Origin of the sequence: Pseudomonas sp. B15(2017) (assembly GCF_002113215.1) — a bacterium.
In the GTDB taxonomy this organism is placed as follows: domain Bacteria; phylum Pseudomonadota; class Gammaproteobacteria; order Pseudomonadales; family Pseudomonadaceae; genus Aquipseudomonas.
The window spans coordinates 154,116-170,096 of the sequence record NZ_NEJZ01000009.1 but is presented as its reverse complement, the minus strand read 5'-3'; the positions used below and the strand labels follow the sequence as shown (position 1 = coordinate 170,096).

Annotated in this window: 17 protein-coding genes; 7 read left to right on the top strand and 10 right to left on the bottom strand. The window is 59.4% G+C overall.

Annotation, left to right across the window (positions count from 1 at the left end; genetic code table 11):
- Positions 1 to 138 precede the first annotated feature (138 nt).
- Positions 139 to 411: a 30S ribosomal protein S20 gene (rpsT, locus tag CAF73_RS15375; RefSeq protein WP_003228351.1), complete on the top strand. Its 273-nt coding sequence runs from the start codon at positions 139 to 141 to the stop codon at positions 409 to 411.
- A gap of 123 nt (positions 412 to 534) precedes the next feature.
- Here rpsT and CAF73_RS15370 read toward each other — a convergent pair whose 3' ends face one another.
- From CAF73_RS15370 to rplU, 5 genes are all read right to left on the bottom strand, one after another.
- Complete coding sequence (locus tag CAF73_RS15370) at positions 535 to 999, bottom strand: CreA family protein (protein ID WP_085703158.1); 465 nt, start codon at positions 997 to 999, stop codon at positions 535 to 537.
- A gap of 10 nt (positions 1,000 to 1,009) precedes the next feature.
- Positions 1,010 to 2,128 (bottom strand): glutamate 5-kinase, encoded by a 1,119-nt coding sequence (gene proB, locus CAF73_RS15365; protein ID WP_045121906.1) that lies wholly within the window; start codon positions 2,126 to 2,128, stop codon positions 1,010 to 1,012.
- Between the two features lie 137 nt (positions 2,129 to 2,265).
- Positions 2,266 to 3,489, bottom strand: a complete 1,224-nt coding sequence (gene cgtA, locus CAF73_RS15360; RefSeq protein ID WP_085697536.1) for an Obg family GTPase CgtA — start codon at positions 3,487 to 3,489, stop codon at positions 2,266 to 2,268.
- A gap of 193 nt (positions 3,490 to 3,682) precedes the next feature.
- Positions 3,683 to 3,940 carry a 50S ribosomal protein L27 gene (rpmA, locus tag CAF73_RS15355; protein WP_003228360.1) on the bottom strand — a complete coding sequence of 86 codons (258 nt, stop codon included), beginning with the start codon at positions 3,938 to 3,940 and terminating at the stop codon, positions 3,683 to 3,685.
- Positions 3,941 to 3,974: 34 nt separating this feature from the next.
- Complete coding sequence (rplU, locus tag CAF73_RS15350) at positions 3,975 to 4,286, bottom strand: 50S ribosomal protein L21 (RefSeq protein WP_003228361.1); 312 nt, start codon at positions 4,284 to 4,286, stop codon at positions 3,975 to 3,977.
- A gap of 241 nt (positions 4,287 to 4,527) precedes the next feature.
- On the opposite strand from rplU, the gene CAF73_RS15345 reads away from it, so the two are divergent.
- The 3 genes from CAF73_RS15345 (at position 4,528) to CAF73_RS15335 (ending at position 6,428) form a co-directional block, all read left to right on the top strand.
- The gene (locus tag CAF73_RS15345; protein WP_085703157.1) at positions 4,528 to 5,496 is read left to right on the top strand and encodes a polyprenyl synthetase family protein; all 969 of its coding nucleotides are present in this window, start codon (positions 4,528 to 4,530) and stop codon (positions 5,494 to 5,496) included.
- A gap of 125 nt (positions 5,497 to 5,621) precedes the next feature.
- Positions 5,622 to 5,963, top strand: coding sequence for a zinc ribbon domain-containing protein YjdM (locus CAF73_RS15340; protein ID WP_007950963.1), 342 nt, complete (start codon positions 5,622 to 5,624; stop codon positions 5,961 to 5,963).
- A 207-nt stretch (positions 5,964 to 6,170) separates the two neighbouring features.
- The gene (locus tag CAF73_RS15335) at positions 6,171 to 6,428 is read left to right on the top strand and encodes a hypothetical protein (RefSeq protein WP_085697537.1); all 258 of its coding nucleotides are present in this window, start codon (positions 6,171 to 6,173) and stop codon (positions 6,426 to 6,428) included.
- Between the two features lie 50 nt (positions 6,429 to 6,478).
- On the opposite strand, the gene CAF73_RS15330 is transcribed toward CAF73_RS15335, so the two are convergent.
- The 3 genes from CAF73_RS15330 to CAF73_RS15320 form a co-directional block, all read right to left on the bottom strand.
- Positions 6,479 to 7,096, bottom strand: coding sequence for an FKBP-type peptidyl-prolyl cis-trans isomerase (locus CAF73_RS15330; RefSeq protein WP_085689724.1), 618 nt, complete (start codon positions 7,094 to 7,096; stop codon positions 6,479 to 6,481).
- Between the two features lie 126 nt (positions 7,097 to 7,222).
- The gene (locus CAF73_RS15325; protein WP_085689722.1) at positions 7,223 to 7,528 is read right to left on the bottom strand and encodes a DUF6482 family protein; all 306 of its coding nucleotides are present in this window, start codon (positions 7,526 to 7,528) and stop codon (positions 7,223 to 7,225) included.
- A 135-nt stretch (positions 7,529 to 7,663) separates the two neighbouring features.
- Positions 7,664 to 8,152, bottom strand: a complete 489-nt coding sequence (locus CAF73_RS15320) for a TIGR00645 family protein (protein ID WP_085689720.1) — start codon at positions 8,150 to 8,152, stop codon at positions 7,664 to 7,666.
- A gap of 163 nt (positions 8,153 to 8,315) precedes the next feature.
- Here CAF73_RS15320 and CAF73_RS15315 point away from each other — a divergent pair, with 163 nt between their 5' ends.
- Positions 8,316 to 10,145, top strand: coding sequence for a hypothetical protein (locus CAF73_RS15315; RefSeq protein ID WP_085703156.1), 1,830 nt, complete (start codon positions 8,316 to 8,318; stop codon positions 10,143 to 10,145).
- 19 nt (positions 10,146 to 10,164) lie between these two features.
- Here the strand turns inward: CAF73_RS15315 and CAF73_RS15310 are convergent, their stop codons facing one another.
- Positions 10,165 to 10,494, bottom strand: a complete 330-nt coding sequence (locus CAF73_RS15310) for a hypothetical protein (protein ID WP_007950969.1) — start codon at positions 10,492 to 10,494, stop codon at positions 10,165 to 10,167.
- A 243-nt stretch (positions 10,495 to 10,737) separates the two neighbouring features.
- A complete protein-coding gene (locus CAF73_RS15305) occupies positions 10,738 to 13,176 on the bottom strand; it encodes a Lon protease family protein (protein WP_085697539.1) in 2,439 nt (812 codons plus the stop codon).
- A gap of 300 nt (positions 13,177 to 13,476) precedes the next feature.
- Between CAF73_RS15305 and CAF73_RS15300 the strand changes: the two genes are divergently transcribed.
- Both CAF73_RS15300 and CAF73_RS15295 read left to right on the top strand, forming a co-directional pair.
- The gene (locus tag CAF73_RS15300; RefSeq protein WP_007950971.1) at positions 13,477 to 13,965 is read left to right on the top strand and encodes a DUF3015 domain-containing protein; all 489 of its coding nucleotides are present in this window, start codon (positions 13,477 to 13,479) and stop codon (positions 13,963 to 13,965) included.
- A gap of 92 nt (positions 13,966 to 14,057) precedes the next feature.
- Positions 14,058 to 15,911 (top strand): DUF4105 domain-containing protein, encoded by a 1,854-nt coding sequence (locus CAF73_RS15295; RefSeq protein WP_085703155.1) that lies wholly within the window; start codon positions 14,058 to 14,060, stop codon positions 15,909 to 15,911.
- The last annotated feature ends 70 nt before the right edge of the window (positions 15,912 to 15,981 follow it).

Sequence of the window (15,981 nt, the reverse complement as noted above, 5' to 3'; positions counted from 1 at the left end):
GAAAGAAATATCCCGTCGCACCACGCCTACCACTTAGCGGAACGTTTCAAGCGCCCTTGACAAGACTTCAACTCATCGGCATGATTCGCGGCCTATTTTGTTTGCTATTTCCTAAAAAGTCTTTCGAGGAGCTCGACGGTGGCCAACTCACCTTCCGCCAAAAAACGTGCAAAACAGGCTGAGAAGCGTCGCAGCCACAACGCCAGCCTGCGTTCCATGGTTCGTACCTACATCAAGAATGTAGTTAAAGCCATCGACGCAAAAGACGCTGAAAAAGCTCAAGCTGCATACGTTCTGGCTGTGCCAGTTATCGACCGCATGGCCGATAAAGGCATCATCCACAAGAACAAGGCTGCTCGTCATAAGAGCCGTCTGAATGGCCACGTCAAGGCACTGAAAGAAGCTGCCTAAGCGACGTAGTCATTAAAAAACCGACCTCAGGGTCGGTTTTTTATTGCCTGCGATTTGCCCCCACTCCAGCAAAACACAGGCAAAAAAAGAGGAGCCAGCCGGCTCCTCTTTGTTTACGCGCGATTAATGAGCCGCCGCCCACGGCAGAATCGGGATCGCCGTCACCGCATTCTGCGGACTGCCTTCGATCAGACGATCGCTGTAGACCAGATACACCAGCGTGTTGCGCTTCTTGTCGAGGAAACGCACCACCTGCATGGTCTTGAACACCAGCGAAGTGCGCTCCTTGAACACCTCTTCACCATCCTTCAACTCACCCTTGAAGTTGATCGGACCGACCTGACGGCAGGCAATGGACGCCTCGGCACGATCCTCGGCCAGACCCAACCCACCCTTCACACCACCGGTCTTGGCGCGCGACAGGTAGCAGGTCACACCCTCAACCTTCGGATCATCGAATGCCTCGACCACGATCCGGTCGTTCGGCCCGACAAATTTGAACACCGTCGACACCTGACCGATTTCCTCGGCCGAGGCCAGCAATGGCAGCACCATCAACAAGCCCAACAATCCTTTTGCCATGCGCATCGCGTTTTCCTTACACCAGAATCAGATTGTCACGGTGAACCAGTTCCGGCTCAGCCATGTAACCCAGCAAACCGACAATCGCATCCGACGACTGACCGATGATTTTTTGTGCTTCCAGCGCGCTGTAGTTGGCCAGGCCACGGGCAATCTCACGCCCGTCCGGCGCCACGCAAACCACCATTTCGCCACGACGGAAGCTGCCCTGAACCAGCTTGACACCGACCGGCAGCAAACTTTTATTGCCTTGGGACAAAGCGGAAACCGCGCCATCATCCAGCACCAGCGTGCCGCGGGTTTGCAGATGACCGGCCAGCCACTGCTTGCGCGCCGCGAGCATGCCGCGCTCGGGCGACAGCAACGTACCAATCCGCTCACCCGCCTTCAGACGGTCAAGCACACGCTCCAGACGCCCGCCAACAATGATGGTGTGTGCCCCGGAACGCGCCGCCAGCCGCGCCGCACGCAGCTTGGTCTGCATGCCGCCACGACCCAGCGCACCGCCAGTGCCGCCCGCCACTGCATCCAGCGTCGGATCATCGGCGCGCGCTTCGTAGATCAGCTGGGCGTCCGGATTATTGCGCGGATCGGCGTCAAACATGCCGTCGCGATCCGTCAGGATCACCAGCAGATCAGCCTCGACCAGGTTTGCCACCAGCGCTGCGAGCGTGTCGTTATCACCGAAGCGAATTTCATCGGTAACCACGGTGTCGTTCTCGTTGATCACCGGAATGACTTTCAGCTCGACCAGCGCACGCAAGGTGCTGCGGGCGTTCAGGTAGCGCTTGCGATCGGACAGGTCGTCGTGAGTCAGGAGAATCTGCGCAGTGTGCCGACCATGCTCGGCAAAGCTCGACTCCCAGGCCTGCACCAGACCCATCTGACCGATGGCTGCAGCAGCCTGGAGCTCGTGCATCGCACTGGGTCGAGCGGTCCAGCCGAGGCGACTCATGCCCGCCGCCACAGCCCCGGAGGACACCAGCACCAGTTCGACGCCAGCCTCATGCAGAGCCACCATCTGCTCGACCCAGACACCCATTGCTGCGCGATCCAGCCCCTTGCCATCCGCCGTCAGCAAAGCGCTGCCGATCTTCACGACCCAACGCTGCGCACCTGTCACCTTGCTCCGCATCATCTTCAACCTTAGCTTGAGGGCAGCGCGACCTGACACTGCCCGTAACGTTATTCGTGGTTCTTCGTGACCAACAATCGATTTCCGGATACTAAAACGCCGCTCGATTGAGCGGCGCTTAAGTTTACTGCAACGAATCAGTCACGCACGTAAATGATTTCCGGACCGTCTTCGTCATCCACATCTTCTTCGTCCCAATCATCCTCGCCGATGTCATGGACCGACTTCACGCCGCTGCGACGCAGGGCACGCTTGTCATCCAGCGCCTGCAACTGGGCACGGGCCTCGTCTTCGATGCGCTGATCGAGATCAGCCAGCTCTTCCTTGTAGGCCGGGTCATTGGCCAGGCGATCGGCACGATCTTCCAGGTAACGCATGATGTCGCGCGTCAGGCGCTCGGTGCCTTCTTTGGCGATGGCCGAGATCACGTAGACCGGACCTTCCCATTGCAGGCGCTCAACGATTTCCTTGACGCGCTCTTCGTGCTCCTCCTCGAGGATCTGGTCGCACTTGTTCAGCACCAGCCAGCGATCACGCTCCGCCAGGGACGGGCTGAACTTGATCAGCTCGTTGACGATCACTTCAGCAGCGTCCGGCGCACTGCTTTCATCCAGCGGAGCCATGTCCACGAGATGCAGCAACAGACGGGTACGCGCCAGGTGCTTGAGGAAACGGATCCCCAGGCCGGCACCATCGGAAGCGCCTTCGATCAGCCCCGGGATATCGGCGATGACGAAGCTTTTCCAGCGATCGACACTGACCACACCCAGGTTTGGCACCAGCGTAGTGAACGGGTAATCGGCAACTTTCGGCTTGGCAGCCGAAACCGAACGGATAAAGGTACTTTTACCGGCATTCGGCAGACCCAGCAGGCCGACGTCAGCCAGAACTTTCATTTCCAGTTTCAGGTCGCGCTGCTCGCCCGGCTTGCCCGGGGTCGTCTGACGCGGCGCACGGTTGGTACTGGATTTGAAACGGGTATTGCCCAGACCGTGCCAGCCACCCTGAACCACCATCAGCTTCTGACCGGATTTGGTCAGGTCGCCGATGACTTCCTGGGTAGCCGAGTCGATGATCGTGGTGCCAACCGGCACGCGCAGGATCAGGTCTTCGCCCTTCTTGCCGGTGCAGTCGGTGCTGCCACCGTTGGAACCGCGCTCAGCCTCGAAGTGACGGGTGTAACGGTAATCCACCAAGGTGTTGAGGTTTTCGTCGGCCATCATGAAGATGGAACCGCCGTCGCCACCGTCACCACCGTTCGGGCCACCATTTTCAATGAATTTTTCCCGACGGAAACTCATGCAACCATTGCCGCCGTCGCCAGCCTTTACGCGGATCGATACTTCATCAACAAACTTCATAACCAACGCCTCTCGCCGCACGGACGAGCCGAAAAACAATCAAGACATAAGACTCTTGCAAAAATGAGCGCAGCGACCCCAAACCACGACCTGCATCGCACGCCGGCAGCCCATACAAACAGCTTTGCAAGAGACTCACCCCACAAACGAAAAAGCCCCGTCGCAAGACAGGGCTTCTCCAGCACTCTCGCAGTTAGGCTGCGACAACGCTCACGTAACGACGACCGAAGGCGCCTTTTACTTCAAACTTGATCACGCCTTCGATTTTCGCGAAGAGGGTGTGATCTTTACCCATGCCAACGCCGTAGCCAGCGTGGAATTGGGTGCCGCGCTGACGAACGATGATGTTGCCGGCCTTGATGACCTGGCCGCCATACATCTTCACGCCAAGGCGTTTGGCTTCTGAGTCGCGACCGTTACGGGTACTACCACCAGCTTTTTTGTGTGCCATGAGTTCAATTCTCCTAGTGAGGAATTAGGCTGTATTAAGCCTGAATACCGGTGATTTTGATCTCGGTGAACCACTGGCGGTGGCCCATACGCTTCATGTGGTGCTTACGGCGACGGAACTTGATGATGCGGACTTTATCGTGACGACCTTGGGAGATCACTTCAGCCTTGACGGTTGCGCCAGCAACAACAGGTGCGCCGATGTTCACGTCGTCGCCATTGGCGACCAACAGAACGCGGTCAAAAGTCACGGATTCGCCAGTAGCGACTTCCAGTTTTTCGATCTTCAGGTATTCACCTTCAGCGACCTTGTATTGCTTACCGCCGGTAACGATTACTGCGTACATGGTATTTCTCCGATAATCCTGCTCACCCAGCTCTTTATAAGAAGAGGTATTGGCTGGCATGGCTGCATGGGGCTGGAACGGCCCAAGTGCAATTGCGTAAGGCAGGTGCTGCCCAGGAAGTTCAGGGTGCGCGATTGTACGCAAGCCTTCGAAGTCATGCAAGGGGCCGTCCATCGCGCCTTGACAGGCCCGGACGTGGGTCCTAGCATGCCGCGCAACCCTTCTGGAGCACCTGTCGCTGATGCAACCCCAAGCTTTCTACCGCGCGGTGGCGGACGATTTTAGCGCCGTCGACGGCATCATCAAGAAGCAGCTGACTTCCCGAGTGCCGCTGGTATCGAAAATCGGCGATTACATCACGTCGGCCGGCGGCAAACGCCTGCGTCCTTTATTGGTGCTGCTGTGTGGCAAGGCCCTGGGTCGCGAAGGCGACGACATGCGCCTGCTGGCTGCCACCATTGAATTCCTGCACACCGCCACCCTGCTGCATGACGACGTGGTCGACATGTCCGGCATGCGCCGTGGCCGCTCCACCGCCAACGCCATGTGGGGCAACGCCCCGAGCGTACTGGTCGGCGACTTCCTGTACTCGCGCTCGTTCGAAATGATGGTCGAACTGGGCTCGATGCCGGTGATGAAGATCCTGTCCCAGGCCACGCGCATCATCGCCGAAGGCGAAGTGCTGCAGCTGTCCAAGGTTCGCGATGCCAGCACCACCGAAGAAACCTACATGGAAGTCATCCGCGGCAAGACCGCGATGCTCTTCGAAGCCTCGACCCACAGCGCCGCGGCGCTGGCAGGTGCCACCGCCGAGCAGAGCGAAGCCCTGCGCACCTTCGGCGATCACCTGGGCGTGGCGTTCCAGCTGGTAGATGACCTGCTCGACTACAAGGGCGACGCCGAAACCCTGGGCAAGAACGTCGGTGACGATCTGGCGGAAGGCAAGCCGACCCTGCCGCTGATCTACACCATGCGCGAAGGCACGCCAGAGCAAGCCGCACTGGTACGCCAGGCGATCCAGAAAGGTGGGATCGAAGACCTGGAAAGCATCCGCATCGCCGTGGAAGCGTCCGGTTCGCTGGAATACACCGCGCAACTGGCCCGCGATTACGTGGCCCGTGCGATCAAGTGCCTCGACGCGCTGCCGGCCAGCGAATACCGCGATGCACTGGTTGAACTGAGCGAGTTCTCGGTCGCCCGCACGCACTGATCAGCATCGCGTCATCAAAAAACCGCAGCCTCCGATGGAGCCTGCGGTTTTTTGTTGCCTGCCATCGGCGGCTAAAACCCTATACAATGTGCGACTTTTAGCGATCCCCTCTCCAAGGAGCCTTAGTGAGCACGTTGCCACCCTGCCCGAAATGCAATTCCGAATACACCTACGAAGACGGCACCCAACTGGTGTGCCCGGAGTGCGCCCACGAGTGGTCTGCCGGCGGTGAAGCCGAAGTGGCGTCCGATGATGCCGTGAAGAAAGATTCGGTCGGTAACGTCCTGCAGGACGGCGACACCATCACCGTGATCAAGGACCTGAAGGTCAAGGGTACCTCCCTGGTGGTCAAGGTCGGCACCAAGGTCAAGAACATCCGCCTGTGCGATGGCGATCACGACATCGACTGCAAGATCGACGGCATCGGCCCGATGAAACTCAAATCCGAGTTTGTCAGAAAAGTCTGAGTCTGCTGTCTTCCATCCCGCGCCCGCCGTGGGATGGAGCTTCACCCTCCCCCACGATCCCCAACAAATCCTCGCAACAGCCAAACGCCAGCCGTTTTGACCTTACGCAATCTTTACCCGCAAAAAATCACAAACCGCCAATAGGCGCTTGCTATTTGACGAATAAGAATTATTCTCATTGAAACCTTTTCAATGGAGATGAGACCCATGACTTATTTGATCGACGCCTGGCTGGATCGCCCGCACCCGTACCTCAGGATCCTGCATAGGGAAACCGGTGAGGTCTGCGCCGTACTGGAAGAAGAAGCCCTGCACGAATTGCAGGATCAAGGGGATCTGGACGTCAACGGCCTGAGTTCCAGCGAGCCATTGGTGCTCAAGGAGCTGGTGCGCAATCTGTTCCTGTTCTGCTATGCCCGGGCCTTGCGCCCGACCAGTGAACTGCACAACAAGATCGAAGTATGAGAACGGCGAAGCAACCCTGCACAAGCCACGCTTGTGCAGGGTAACGGGGGTTACAGAACGTCGAGCAGCTCGACGTCGAACACCAGAACGCTGTGCGGCGGGATGCTGCCAACGCCTTGAGCGCCGTAAGCCAGTTCGCTCGGCACGTACAGACGCCATTTGCTGCCGGCATTCATCAGTTGCAGGGCTTCGGTCCAGCCAGCGATAACGCCACCCACCGGGAATTCAGCCGGCTGGCCACGCTCGTAGGAGCTGTCGAACACAGTGCCGTCGATCAGCGTGCCGTGGTAGTGAGTACGTACGGTGTCTTCACGGGATGGCTTGGCGCCTTCGCCCTGAGTCAGCACTTCGAATTGCAGACCGGAAGCCAGCGTGGTGATGCCGTCTTTCTTGGCGTTTTCAGCCAGGAACGCACGGCCTTCACCAGCGGCGGCTTCAGCCTTGGCAGCGGCTTCGGCTTGCATGATCTCGCGGATCACTTTGAAGCTGGCGGACAGCTCTTCCTGACCCACGCGGCTTGGCTTGCCGGCGAAGGCGTCAGTCAGACCGGCCAGGATGGCGTCCAGGCTGACACCCGGTGGCGGGTTGTCGCGCAGCTGGTCACCCAGTTGACGGCCGATGCCGTAGCTGACGCGGGTTTCGTCGGTGGACAGATTTACTTCGGACATGACACTGCTCCGCTGTGCGGACGGCCTCAGGACATGCCGTGCGTACACAGCGCGTCCCGGCGCGCCCGGAACCAAAAGGGCGAGCAGACTAGCACAGATGTTCCGGCATTGATCAGGCCCCAGGGCCTACAGCGCGGATCGCCAGGCCAGCGGCACCTTCAGGCTTTCTTCGGCACTGGCGCCAAGACCGCACATTTCATCGTGCACCGAGGTGTGCACCAGGTTGAACGGCAGCACCGGCAAGTCATGCAGCACATCCCGGGCATGCTCGACCGAACGCAGCGTCAGCATTTTCCCCTGTGCATCGCTCAGCGGGTACGCCGCGCCATGCATCCGGGCTTCGAGCAGATAGATTCCGCCTTCCATGGAGATCAGATTCAGTTCGTCGACCTTTCTGGCGACGGCAAACGCATTCAACTCTTGCAGGTTCATGAACGCACCTCACGCGGTGGCGAGCCTTGAGACCTACAGGGATATGCCTCGGCGCCACAAAGCACAAGCCACAAACGACACCGCCCGTCTGTTTCGCAACAAACGGGCGGTTTTGTTACAGCAATCGTCAGCTCATCAGTGCTTGGTGAGCTTGTCCAGGTAACCCATGGCAAACGCCGAGACCACGAAGGTCATGTGGATGATCACGTACCACATCAGGTGCTCGGGATCGACGTTCTTGGCGTCCATGAAGATCCGCAGCAGGTGGATCGAGGAGATTGCCACGATCGACGCCGCCACTTTCATCTTCAGCGACGAGGAGTCCATGGTGCCCAGCCAGCTGAGCTTCTCTTTGCCTTCATCGATGTTCAGTTCGGAGACGAAGTTCTCGTAGCCGGAAATCATCACCATCACCAGCAAGCCGCCGACCAGCGCCATGTCGATCAACGACAGCAGCACCAGAATCAGCTCGGACTCGGCCATGGAGAAAACGTTGGGAATGACATGAAACACTTCCTGGAAGAATTTCAATGCCAGCGCCAGCAGCCCGAGGGACAGCCCGATGTAGATCGGCGCCAGCAGCCAGCGCGTGGCGTACATTGCATTTTCGATAAAGCGTTCCATTGACTCTCACACAAGAAGGGTTGAAATCGGCGGCGAGTATACCAGCCGCCCATGACAGCCAGAAACCGCCCGGAAATCCGCCACCTGCGTGTGTGTGTCAAAGTTTTTCTGCTAGTGTCCAAACCATTGACAGCCCAGCGACAGTGGACAGGACGACTGGAAAATGGATGTGCGATTGCCGATAACGACTGCCGGAATTTGCTTCGCCCTGTGGCTTGGCGGATGTTCGCCCGGCGATGAAAAGCATGCCGTCAGCCTTGAAGAAAAGACCGCCCGGTTCGAGCAATCGCTGGACGCTATCACCGATCCGAAACTCAAGGATGCCGTGACCGAACTCGGCGGTTCGCTGTTGCTGCTCGAACGCGCGCAACAGAAGCTCGACAACAAACCGCCCCGGACCGAATACGGCGAAGACGCCCTCGGCGTACTCCGGCACTACCCGACACCCCAGGCACTGGTCGACACGTTCATCAATGGCCTGTTTGTGTTGCACAAGGATTCCAGCTCCGATTACCTCACCGATCTGCAACCGGTGTTCCCTTTCGTGCTCAACATCCCCGGCGGCTTTCTGTTCCCCCATGGCGTGGAATGGCAATCGGTAACCCTGAGCAACAAACGGGTCATTGCCTATCAGCCGGAATGGTCGGAAACCGATCCTGGCATTCAGCTGAGCCCATCCAGCTCCAACGTCACCAACCCCGATGACCTGACCGTTACCTACCCGTTTATCGAAGGGTTGAATGTCGACAAGAAGAATCTGCCGCGCCCGGTCAGCCTGCAAGGCCAGGTGGAAGTCATCGCCCCGAAACGCCTGCACAGTTTCAATCTGGATAAAAAGGACGTCGGCCAGACCCGCTCCGACGGCAACCTCAGCGTGACCTTGCTGAAACTTGACACGCACTACGCCGAACTGGAGTTCAGCAACCAGTTGCCGCTCGCCCCGGAAGTCGCCAACACCCGGCTCAATCCGTTGATCGTCCAGGCCCGCGACTCGACGGGCCAGTATCTGGTGCGTGCCGGCGCCATCAACGAAAACCCCGAACAGGTGGCGTTCTATCAAAAGCAGCTGGCTTATCTGCAACAGCAGAAAGCCTGGAGCGAGGCGCTGGAAAAAAAACTGGACGATGAACAACGGGCCTTTGAGCAACAGCACCCGCGCCACTACAACAAGGTGTACTTCAACGGCCCGATCGACACCCTTGAAGTCAGCCTGCTGGATTTTTCCGAAGCGACCGTCACCCGCAAGGCGCTGGATCTGCCCGTGCGCGAGTTCGATCCGCACACCACGGAAAAAACCGTGCAGCCACTAGACCTGCCGATCACCGTCTACGACGACCAGGCGCCCGACTGGCTCAAGGGCGCATCCCTGACAGAAGAACAGCTGAAAAGCGGCGTTCATATCCGCCAATCGGTCGAAGAACCAAGCGCCGCGCGCATCGAGTTCGACCACCGCAAAACCTTCAATGATGAAATGCTCGGCGACGACTTCAGCCCCGGCGAAAGCCCGGTGACGTTTTTCACTGAAAAACACAACGGCAAACTCGACGAGCCCATCGAACTGCCGCCCGAGGCATACCAGGTCGATCCGCTACAGGCGACCATCACCTACGACCTGAATCTGTTCCCGGAAACCCCGGCGATTGCCGTCGGCTCGATGCCGTTGTTCCTGGCCACAGTGGACAAAAAGGCTTATGAAGCCAAGGCCCTGCCCAAAGGTCTGGAAATCAGGAGCAACGCCTTGGTGGTGGATTTGAAGCGATTCCCCGCCAACGAATGGCGATTCTTCGTCAAGGACGACAGCGGACATTACCTGAAGCAGATTCTGTCGGTCAGTCACGACGCGAGCGCGGAAGGGCCGGCGTTATTCGGCGTGCATTATTTCTACGGCCATCCGACGCACGTGGAAACCTACCAGCGAACCGACCTCACCACCGTGCAATACGGCTTCGAGGTCAAACTCGACAAAGCGCAGACCCAGGGCGCAGCGCCCTGATCGGCACCGTTGATCGACGCTAATGGTCGAAAGTGCCGATGCTGCGTCCGCGTCCACCATTGATCTGTCGCAACTGCGCCTGCAGATGCAACGACCAGATCTGTGGATCATTGGCCAGTTCATAGCCGTGCATCGTCAGGCTTTCAACGATGGTGTCGAGAATCGACTCGGCGGCGATCGGCCCGTGAAACGGGCCCTGAGCCTTGATGGCGGAAGGTTGTTCACCGGCCATGCCGGCGGCGAAGAGCAGCGTCCACATGCCGTTATCGCCGGCCAACGGCTTGATGGCGCATTCGATACGGGTCACAAGACCCAGGCATTGACGGGTGAGGCAGAGGTTGCGCGACATGGCGGCGACCCTCGGTAAAGCCGGTGTTCAGCCCTTGCTGAAGAGCTGTTTCGATCCAGTGATACTGTCGATGTCCTTGAGCAGAGAATAGAAGAAAAGTCCGGCGCGCAAGCCGCACAGAACCAGAAGGCGCCGAATGGTCATTGTGTGAATATTGACGCCAGAGTGATGGCACTTTTGCCGACGTTCGCGACAAAACAAAAACGGGAGCACAAGGCTCCCGTTTTATGATCGCCGCCTGACTCAAGCCGGTTTGGCCTCAGCCAGCGCCTCCTGCGCCAGTTCCTTCTCGGCCTCTTTCAAATCGTCTTCGCTGATCATCTCGGCAATCACTCGCAGGCGCTCCACCACCCGCGCATTGACGCTGCCTTCGGGGAATTCGCCTTCCTCGTTCGGCTCACCGGCCGGCTCGCCCACCAGCAGGCTCAACGCTTCATCGGCCTGACGCACCGCGTAAACGTGGAACTGCCCGGCACGCACTGCCGCCAACACCTTCTCGTCGAGCATCAGCGTGGCGACGTTGGCCTGCGGAATGATCGCACCCTGCTCGCCCGTCAAACCGCGCGCTTCGCAGAGACGGAAGAAGCCTTCGATCTTCTCGTTGACCCCGCCCACCGCCTGCACCTCACCGAACTGGTTGATCGACCCGGTGATCGCGAAGCACTGCTTGAGCGGGGTTTTCGACAACGCCGAAATCAGCGTACACGCCTCGCCCAGCGACGCACTGTCGCCATCGACGTAGCCGTAGGATTGCTCCAGCGCGATGCTCGCGGAAATCGCCAGCGGGAATTCCTGTGCATAACGGCTGCCCAGATACCCGGTGAGAATCATCACGCCCTTGGAGTGGATCGGCTGACCGAGGTTGACCTCGCGCTCGATGTCGACGATGCCGCTGCCGCCCGGGTACACCGTGGCGGAAATCCGCGCCGGCACACCGAACGCCGAGTCGCCGACTTCAAGCACAGTCAAACCGTTGCATTTGCCGACCGCCGCGCCGTCGGTGTCGATCAGAATGATCCCCGCCAGCATGTCGTCGAGAATCCGCGCCGAGACACGACCGGTGCGGGTGGCCTTGGCCTTGAGCGCACGCTCGATGTGGCCGGCGTCGGTCATTTCATCGTTGGCCAGATGCCGGATGAAATCCGCCTCGCTGACCAGCTGGAACAGATCGCCGATCCGCGCCGACAAACGCCCCTGATGCTCGGCCAGGCGCGCACTGTAGGTCGCCAGACGCGCCACCGCGTCGGCGGTCAGCGGCGCCATGCCTTCTTCCGAAGTACGGGTTTTCAGCAACTGGGCGAACTGCTCCAGGCTTTCGTCGACCATCGGGATGTCTTCGTCGAAGTCCACCAGAACGCGGAACATCTCCTGGAAGTCCGGATCGAGGTCTTGCAGCGTGTAATACAGCTGGCGCGCACCGATGATGATCACTTTGACCTGCAACGGAATGTGCTGCGGGTTGAGCGTCATGGTGGCGAAACGGCCCATTTCGCCCAGCGGCGACTCCATCTTCAGCTTGCGCGATTGCAGGGCGCGCTTGAGCGCATCCCATACGAACGGCTCGCCGAGCATTTTTTCTGCTTCAAGGATCAGGAAACCGCCATTGGCGCGGTGCAACGCACCCGGACGCAACTGGCGATAGGTGGTGTAGAGCGCGCCCTGATCGGTGGTGTATTCGATGCGACCGAACAGGTTTTCGTAGGTCGGATGCGGTTCGAACACCACCGGCGCACCGCCGCTGGCCGGATGACCGACCACCAGACTCGGCGCGTATTGCTCTTCCAGCAGCTTGCGCGCGACCGCGTCGGTCTTGCTGTCATCGACCAGTTGCTCGACCACGGTTTTCAGCAGATACACCTGCATCGCTTGCAGGTAACCACAGACGGCAGCGTTTTCCGCGTACTTTTCCGACAGCGGTGCGAGCAAGGGCTGCAAGGCCAGGGTGATGGTTTCTTCGTTGAGCTGACGCAGCTGGTTGTTCGACTCGCGCTTCCATTGCGGCAGGCTGGCGAGTTCTTCGTTCAGACGCTCTTCAAGGCTGGAAATATCATCGTGAAAGCGTTCGCGCTCGGCTTCCGGCAACTGGGCGAATTCAGCTTCATCCAGCGCCTTGCCTTCGAGCATCGGGGTAAAGGCGATGTTGCTGCTGTCGCGATACAGGGCGACGTCTTTTTCCAGGGCCAGGCGCTCGATGACGTCCAGTGCCTTGTCGTAGCGCTGGTTGAAGGCGCGATCGATGGCGCTCTTCTTCTGCTGGTAGGACGGGTGCTCGAAAACCGCAGGAAAGGTCGCCAGCAGGTTGTCGATCAGGCCGTTGATATCGCCGATGAACGCAGCGGCGCTGCCGGACGGCAACTCCAGGGCGCGAGGTTCGCGCGGCTCATCGAAATTGTTGACGTAGACCCAGTCCGCCGGGGTCTGCAGGCGTTTGCCTTCGGCTTTCAGGTAGCGTTTGACGAACGAGAAACGGCCGGTGCCGGGCTCGCCCATGACGAATACGTTGTAACCGGGGCGTGGCATGGCCACACCGAACTGCAAGGCTTCGACCGCACGTTCCTGGCCAAGCACACCGCGAAAGGGCTCCAGATCATTGGTGGTAGTGAAGCTGAACTGTTCAGCGGAAAACGGACGGGTCAGCGCTTCGGGCGCTAGACGCAAGCTGGCAGCAACAGGATCAGGCATCGGGCTTCCTTAACAATCAGGCGGGGCAGATAGCGGCATTCTGGCGCTGCCCGTGCCCCACTGGCAAGGCGCGCCACACCACAAAGCATAGACAACCGGCCTGCCTGCACTCGGGCCCCGCCAAACCGGGGTTTATTCCAAATATTGTGCAAAAACTCACGGAACCCTCGGAACGTGCCTAAACTCCAAACTGCGCGGCTGGAACTAATACCGGCCCACTGGCTTCGTCTGGATCTGTTTCGTACAGAGCTTGGGGGCCAGAACCCTGTCCATTGGTATGCACATAAAGAGAACAAAGCTATGAAACGGATTCTTCTCGGTACTCTCTTCACCGCTGTATCCATCAACGCGATGGCGCAAGCTCCAGGGGGCCCGGATTGCGGTTGGGGCAACATGCTGTTCGAAGGTCAGCGTGGCACCCCGGCTCACTTCCTGGCATCCACCACCAACGGCACCTCCGGCAATGCCACCTTCGGCATGACGTCCGGCACCAACGGTTGCTCCACCAACGCTTCGCTGACCTACGGCGGCAAATCCTGGTTTGCCATGAATGGCATGATGAACGAGCTGTCCGAAGACATGGCAAAAGGCAACGGCGAAGCGCTGACGACCTATGCCGTGGTACTGGGCGTGGCGCCGGAAGACCGTGCGCACTTCGCCGCCGTCACTCACGAGCACTTCCAGCAGATCTTCAGCAAGGCTGACGTGACCGCCGAAGACGTGCATACCAACACCCTGGCCGTCCTGAAGGCAGACCCACGTCTGGCCAAGTACGCGACTCAGGCTTAAGCTCGACCCACCCGCTTCCTTCGGGAAGCGGGTTTTATTTTTTCGGCCCGCCCTCCTTGGGTCTTTGTTTCTTTCGACTTAAGTTGCCATTTATGCTCAAACGCCTTGCCTGGCTGGCGCTGTGTGTCTGCGCCCCGCTGTCCGCCGCGCCCCACATCGACCCTCAACGTTTGCAGCAACTGGCCAACGACCGTTTCTGGATTTCCCTCGGTCATTACGAAACCGCCAAACTCGGTGGCTGGCGCAGCTACGTCAGCGACAAAAAATTCTTCCTCGCCCCCGATGGCAACAAACACCCCGACCATGAACTGGCGGCCACCGTACAAGCGCTGTACGCCCCCGCCAGTCTCGGTGAGCAACACGCCCAGTGCATCTACCCGGCGCGCACGCGCTGGCTGAAAGACCAGCTCAACCTGACCGACCTGCCGACGCCGGACTGCGCCGAATTCAAGAAGTGGTTCAAGGACGTCTCGCCCCACAGCGCGGTGATGATTTTCCCGGCGGCCTACCTCAACAGCCCGTCGTCGATGTTCGGCCACACCCTGCTGCGCATCGACCAGGCCGACGTGCAAAGCGACAAGACCTCGCTGCTCAGCTACGCGATCAACTTCGGCGCCTACATCGAAGGCTCGGACAACAGCATTCTTTACGCCTGGAAAGGCTTGATGGGTGGTTATCCGGGACTGTTCGCGCTGGTGCCCTATCAGGAAAAACTCTCGGAATACCGCAGCCTGGAAAACCGCGATCTGTGGGAATACCGGCTCAATCTGACGCAAGCCGAAACCGCGCGGATGGTCGAACACGTGTGGGAGTTGAAGCAGATCCAGTTCGACTATTTCTTCTTCGATGAAAACTGCTCGTATCGCCTGCTCGAACTGTTGCAGGTGGCGCGCCCGAGTCTGCGCCTGACCGAACAATTCCCGCTGACCGCGATCCCCACCGACACCGTCAAAGCGGTGAAGGAAGCCGGGCTGGTCGAGCACATCGAATATCGTCCGTCCCGCGAGCGCGAACTGCTCAGCCGTGCCGCCCCCCTGAGCGGCGAGGAACAGGAATGGGTGCTGAAAGTCAGCGCCGATCAACAGCAATTGCAGGATCCGACCTTCAAGGCCCTGCCCCGGGATCGCCAAGCGCTGATCATCGACGCGGCGTATCGGCTGGAACGCTACCGCGCCAACGGCCAGGAACGTGATCCGCAGCGGGCGCAGCGCAGTTTCGAATTGCTGCGGGCGATCAACAAAAACCCGGCGCCGGAGCTGCAAATTCCGCAACCGGGCCTGCCCGAAGACGGCCACGAATCGCGCACCTGGCAGGCAGGTCTCGGCACTCGCGGTGACCGCGCGTTCGGCGAGTACGGCTTGCGCATGGCCTATCACGACCTCAACGACAACGCCGAGAGTTTCCCCCTTGGCGCGCAGATCGAAATCCTGCAAATGAAGCTGCGCCAGTACGAAGGCAATCACTGGCAATTCCAGCAACTGGATCTGGCGACCATCCGCTCACTGACGCCGCGCAACGCGCTGTTGCAGCCGCTGTCGTGGCAAGTCACCGGGGGTCTTGAACGTGTGCCGGGCAAGCATGACGACGAAACCCTGGTCAGCCACGTCAACGGTGGCGGTGGCGGAACCTGGGCGCTGGGTGACGATGTGCTGGGGTTCGCCCTCGGCACCGTGCGCGTCGAACACAACAATGATTTCGCCGAGTTCGTTTCTCCCGCAGGCGGTTTCAATACCGGCGTGTTGTGGAAGAACCCGCTGGGCAATCTCAGCGTGGAGGCCAAAGGCGATTACTTCTTCAATGGTGAAGTGCGCCGTAGCCTGAGTCTGAATCAGCAATGGGAGTTGTCGCGCAACCTCGGCCTGCGCCTGAGTGCCCAGCGTGAATTCAGCCACCTGGCCACACCGGAGACCGAGGTGATGCTGGAAGTGAAGTGGTATCACTACTGATCCCGAACATTTCCCTGAACCTGTGGGAGCGGGCTTGCCCGCGATAGCGAATGATCAGTCAACAGAGATG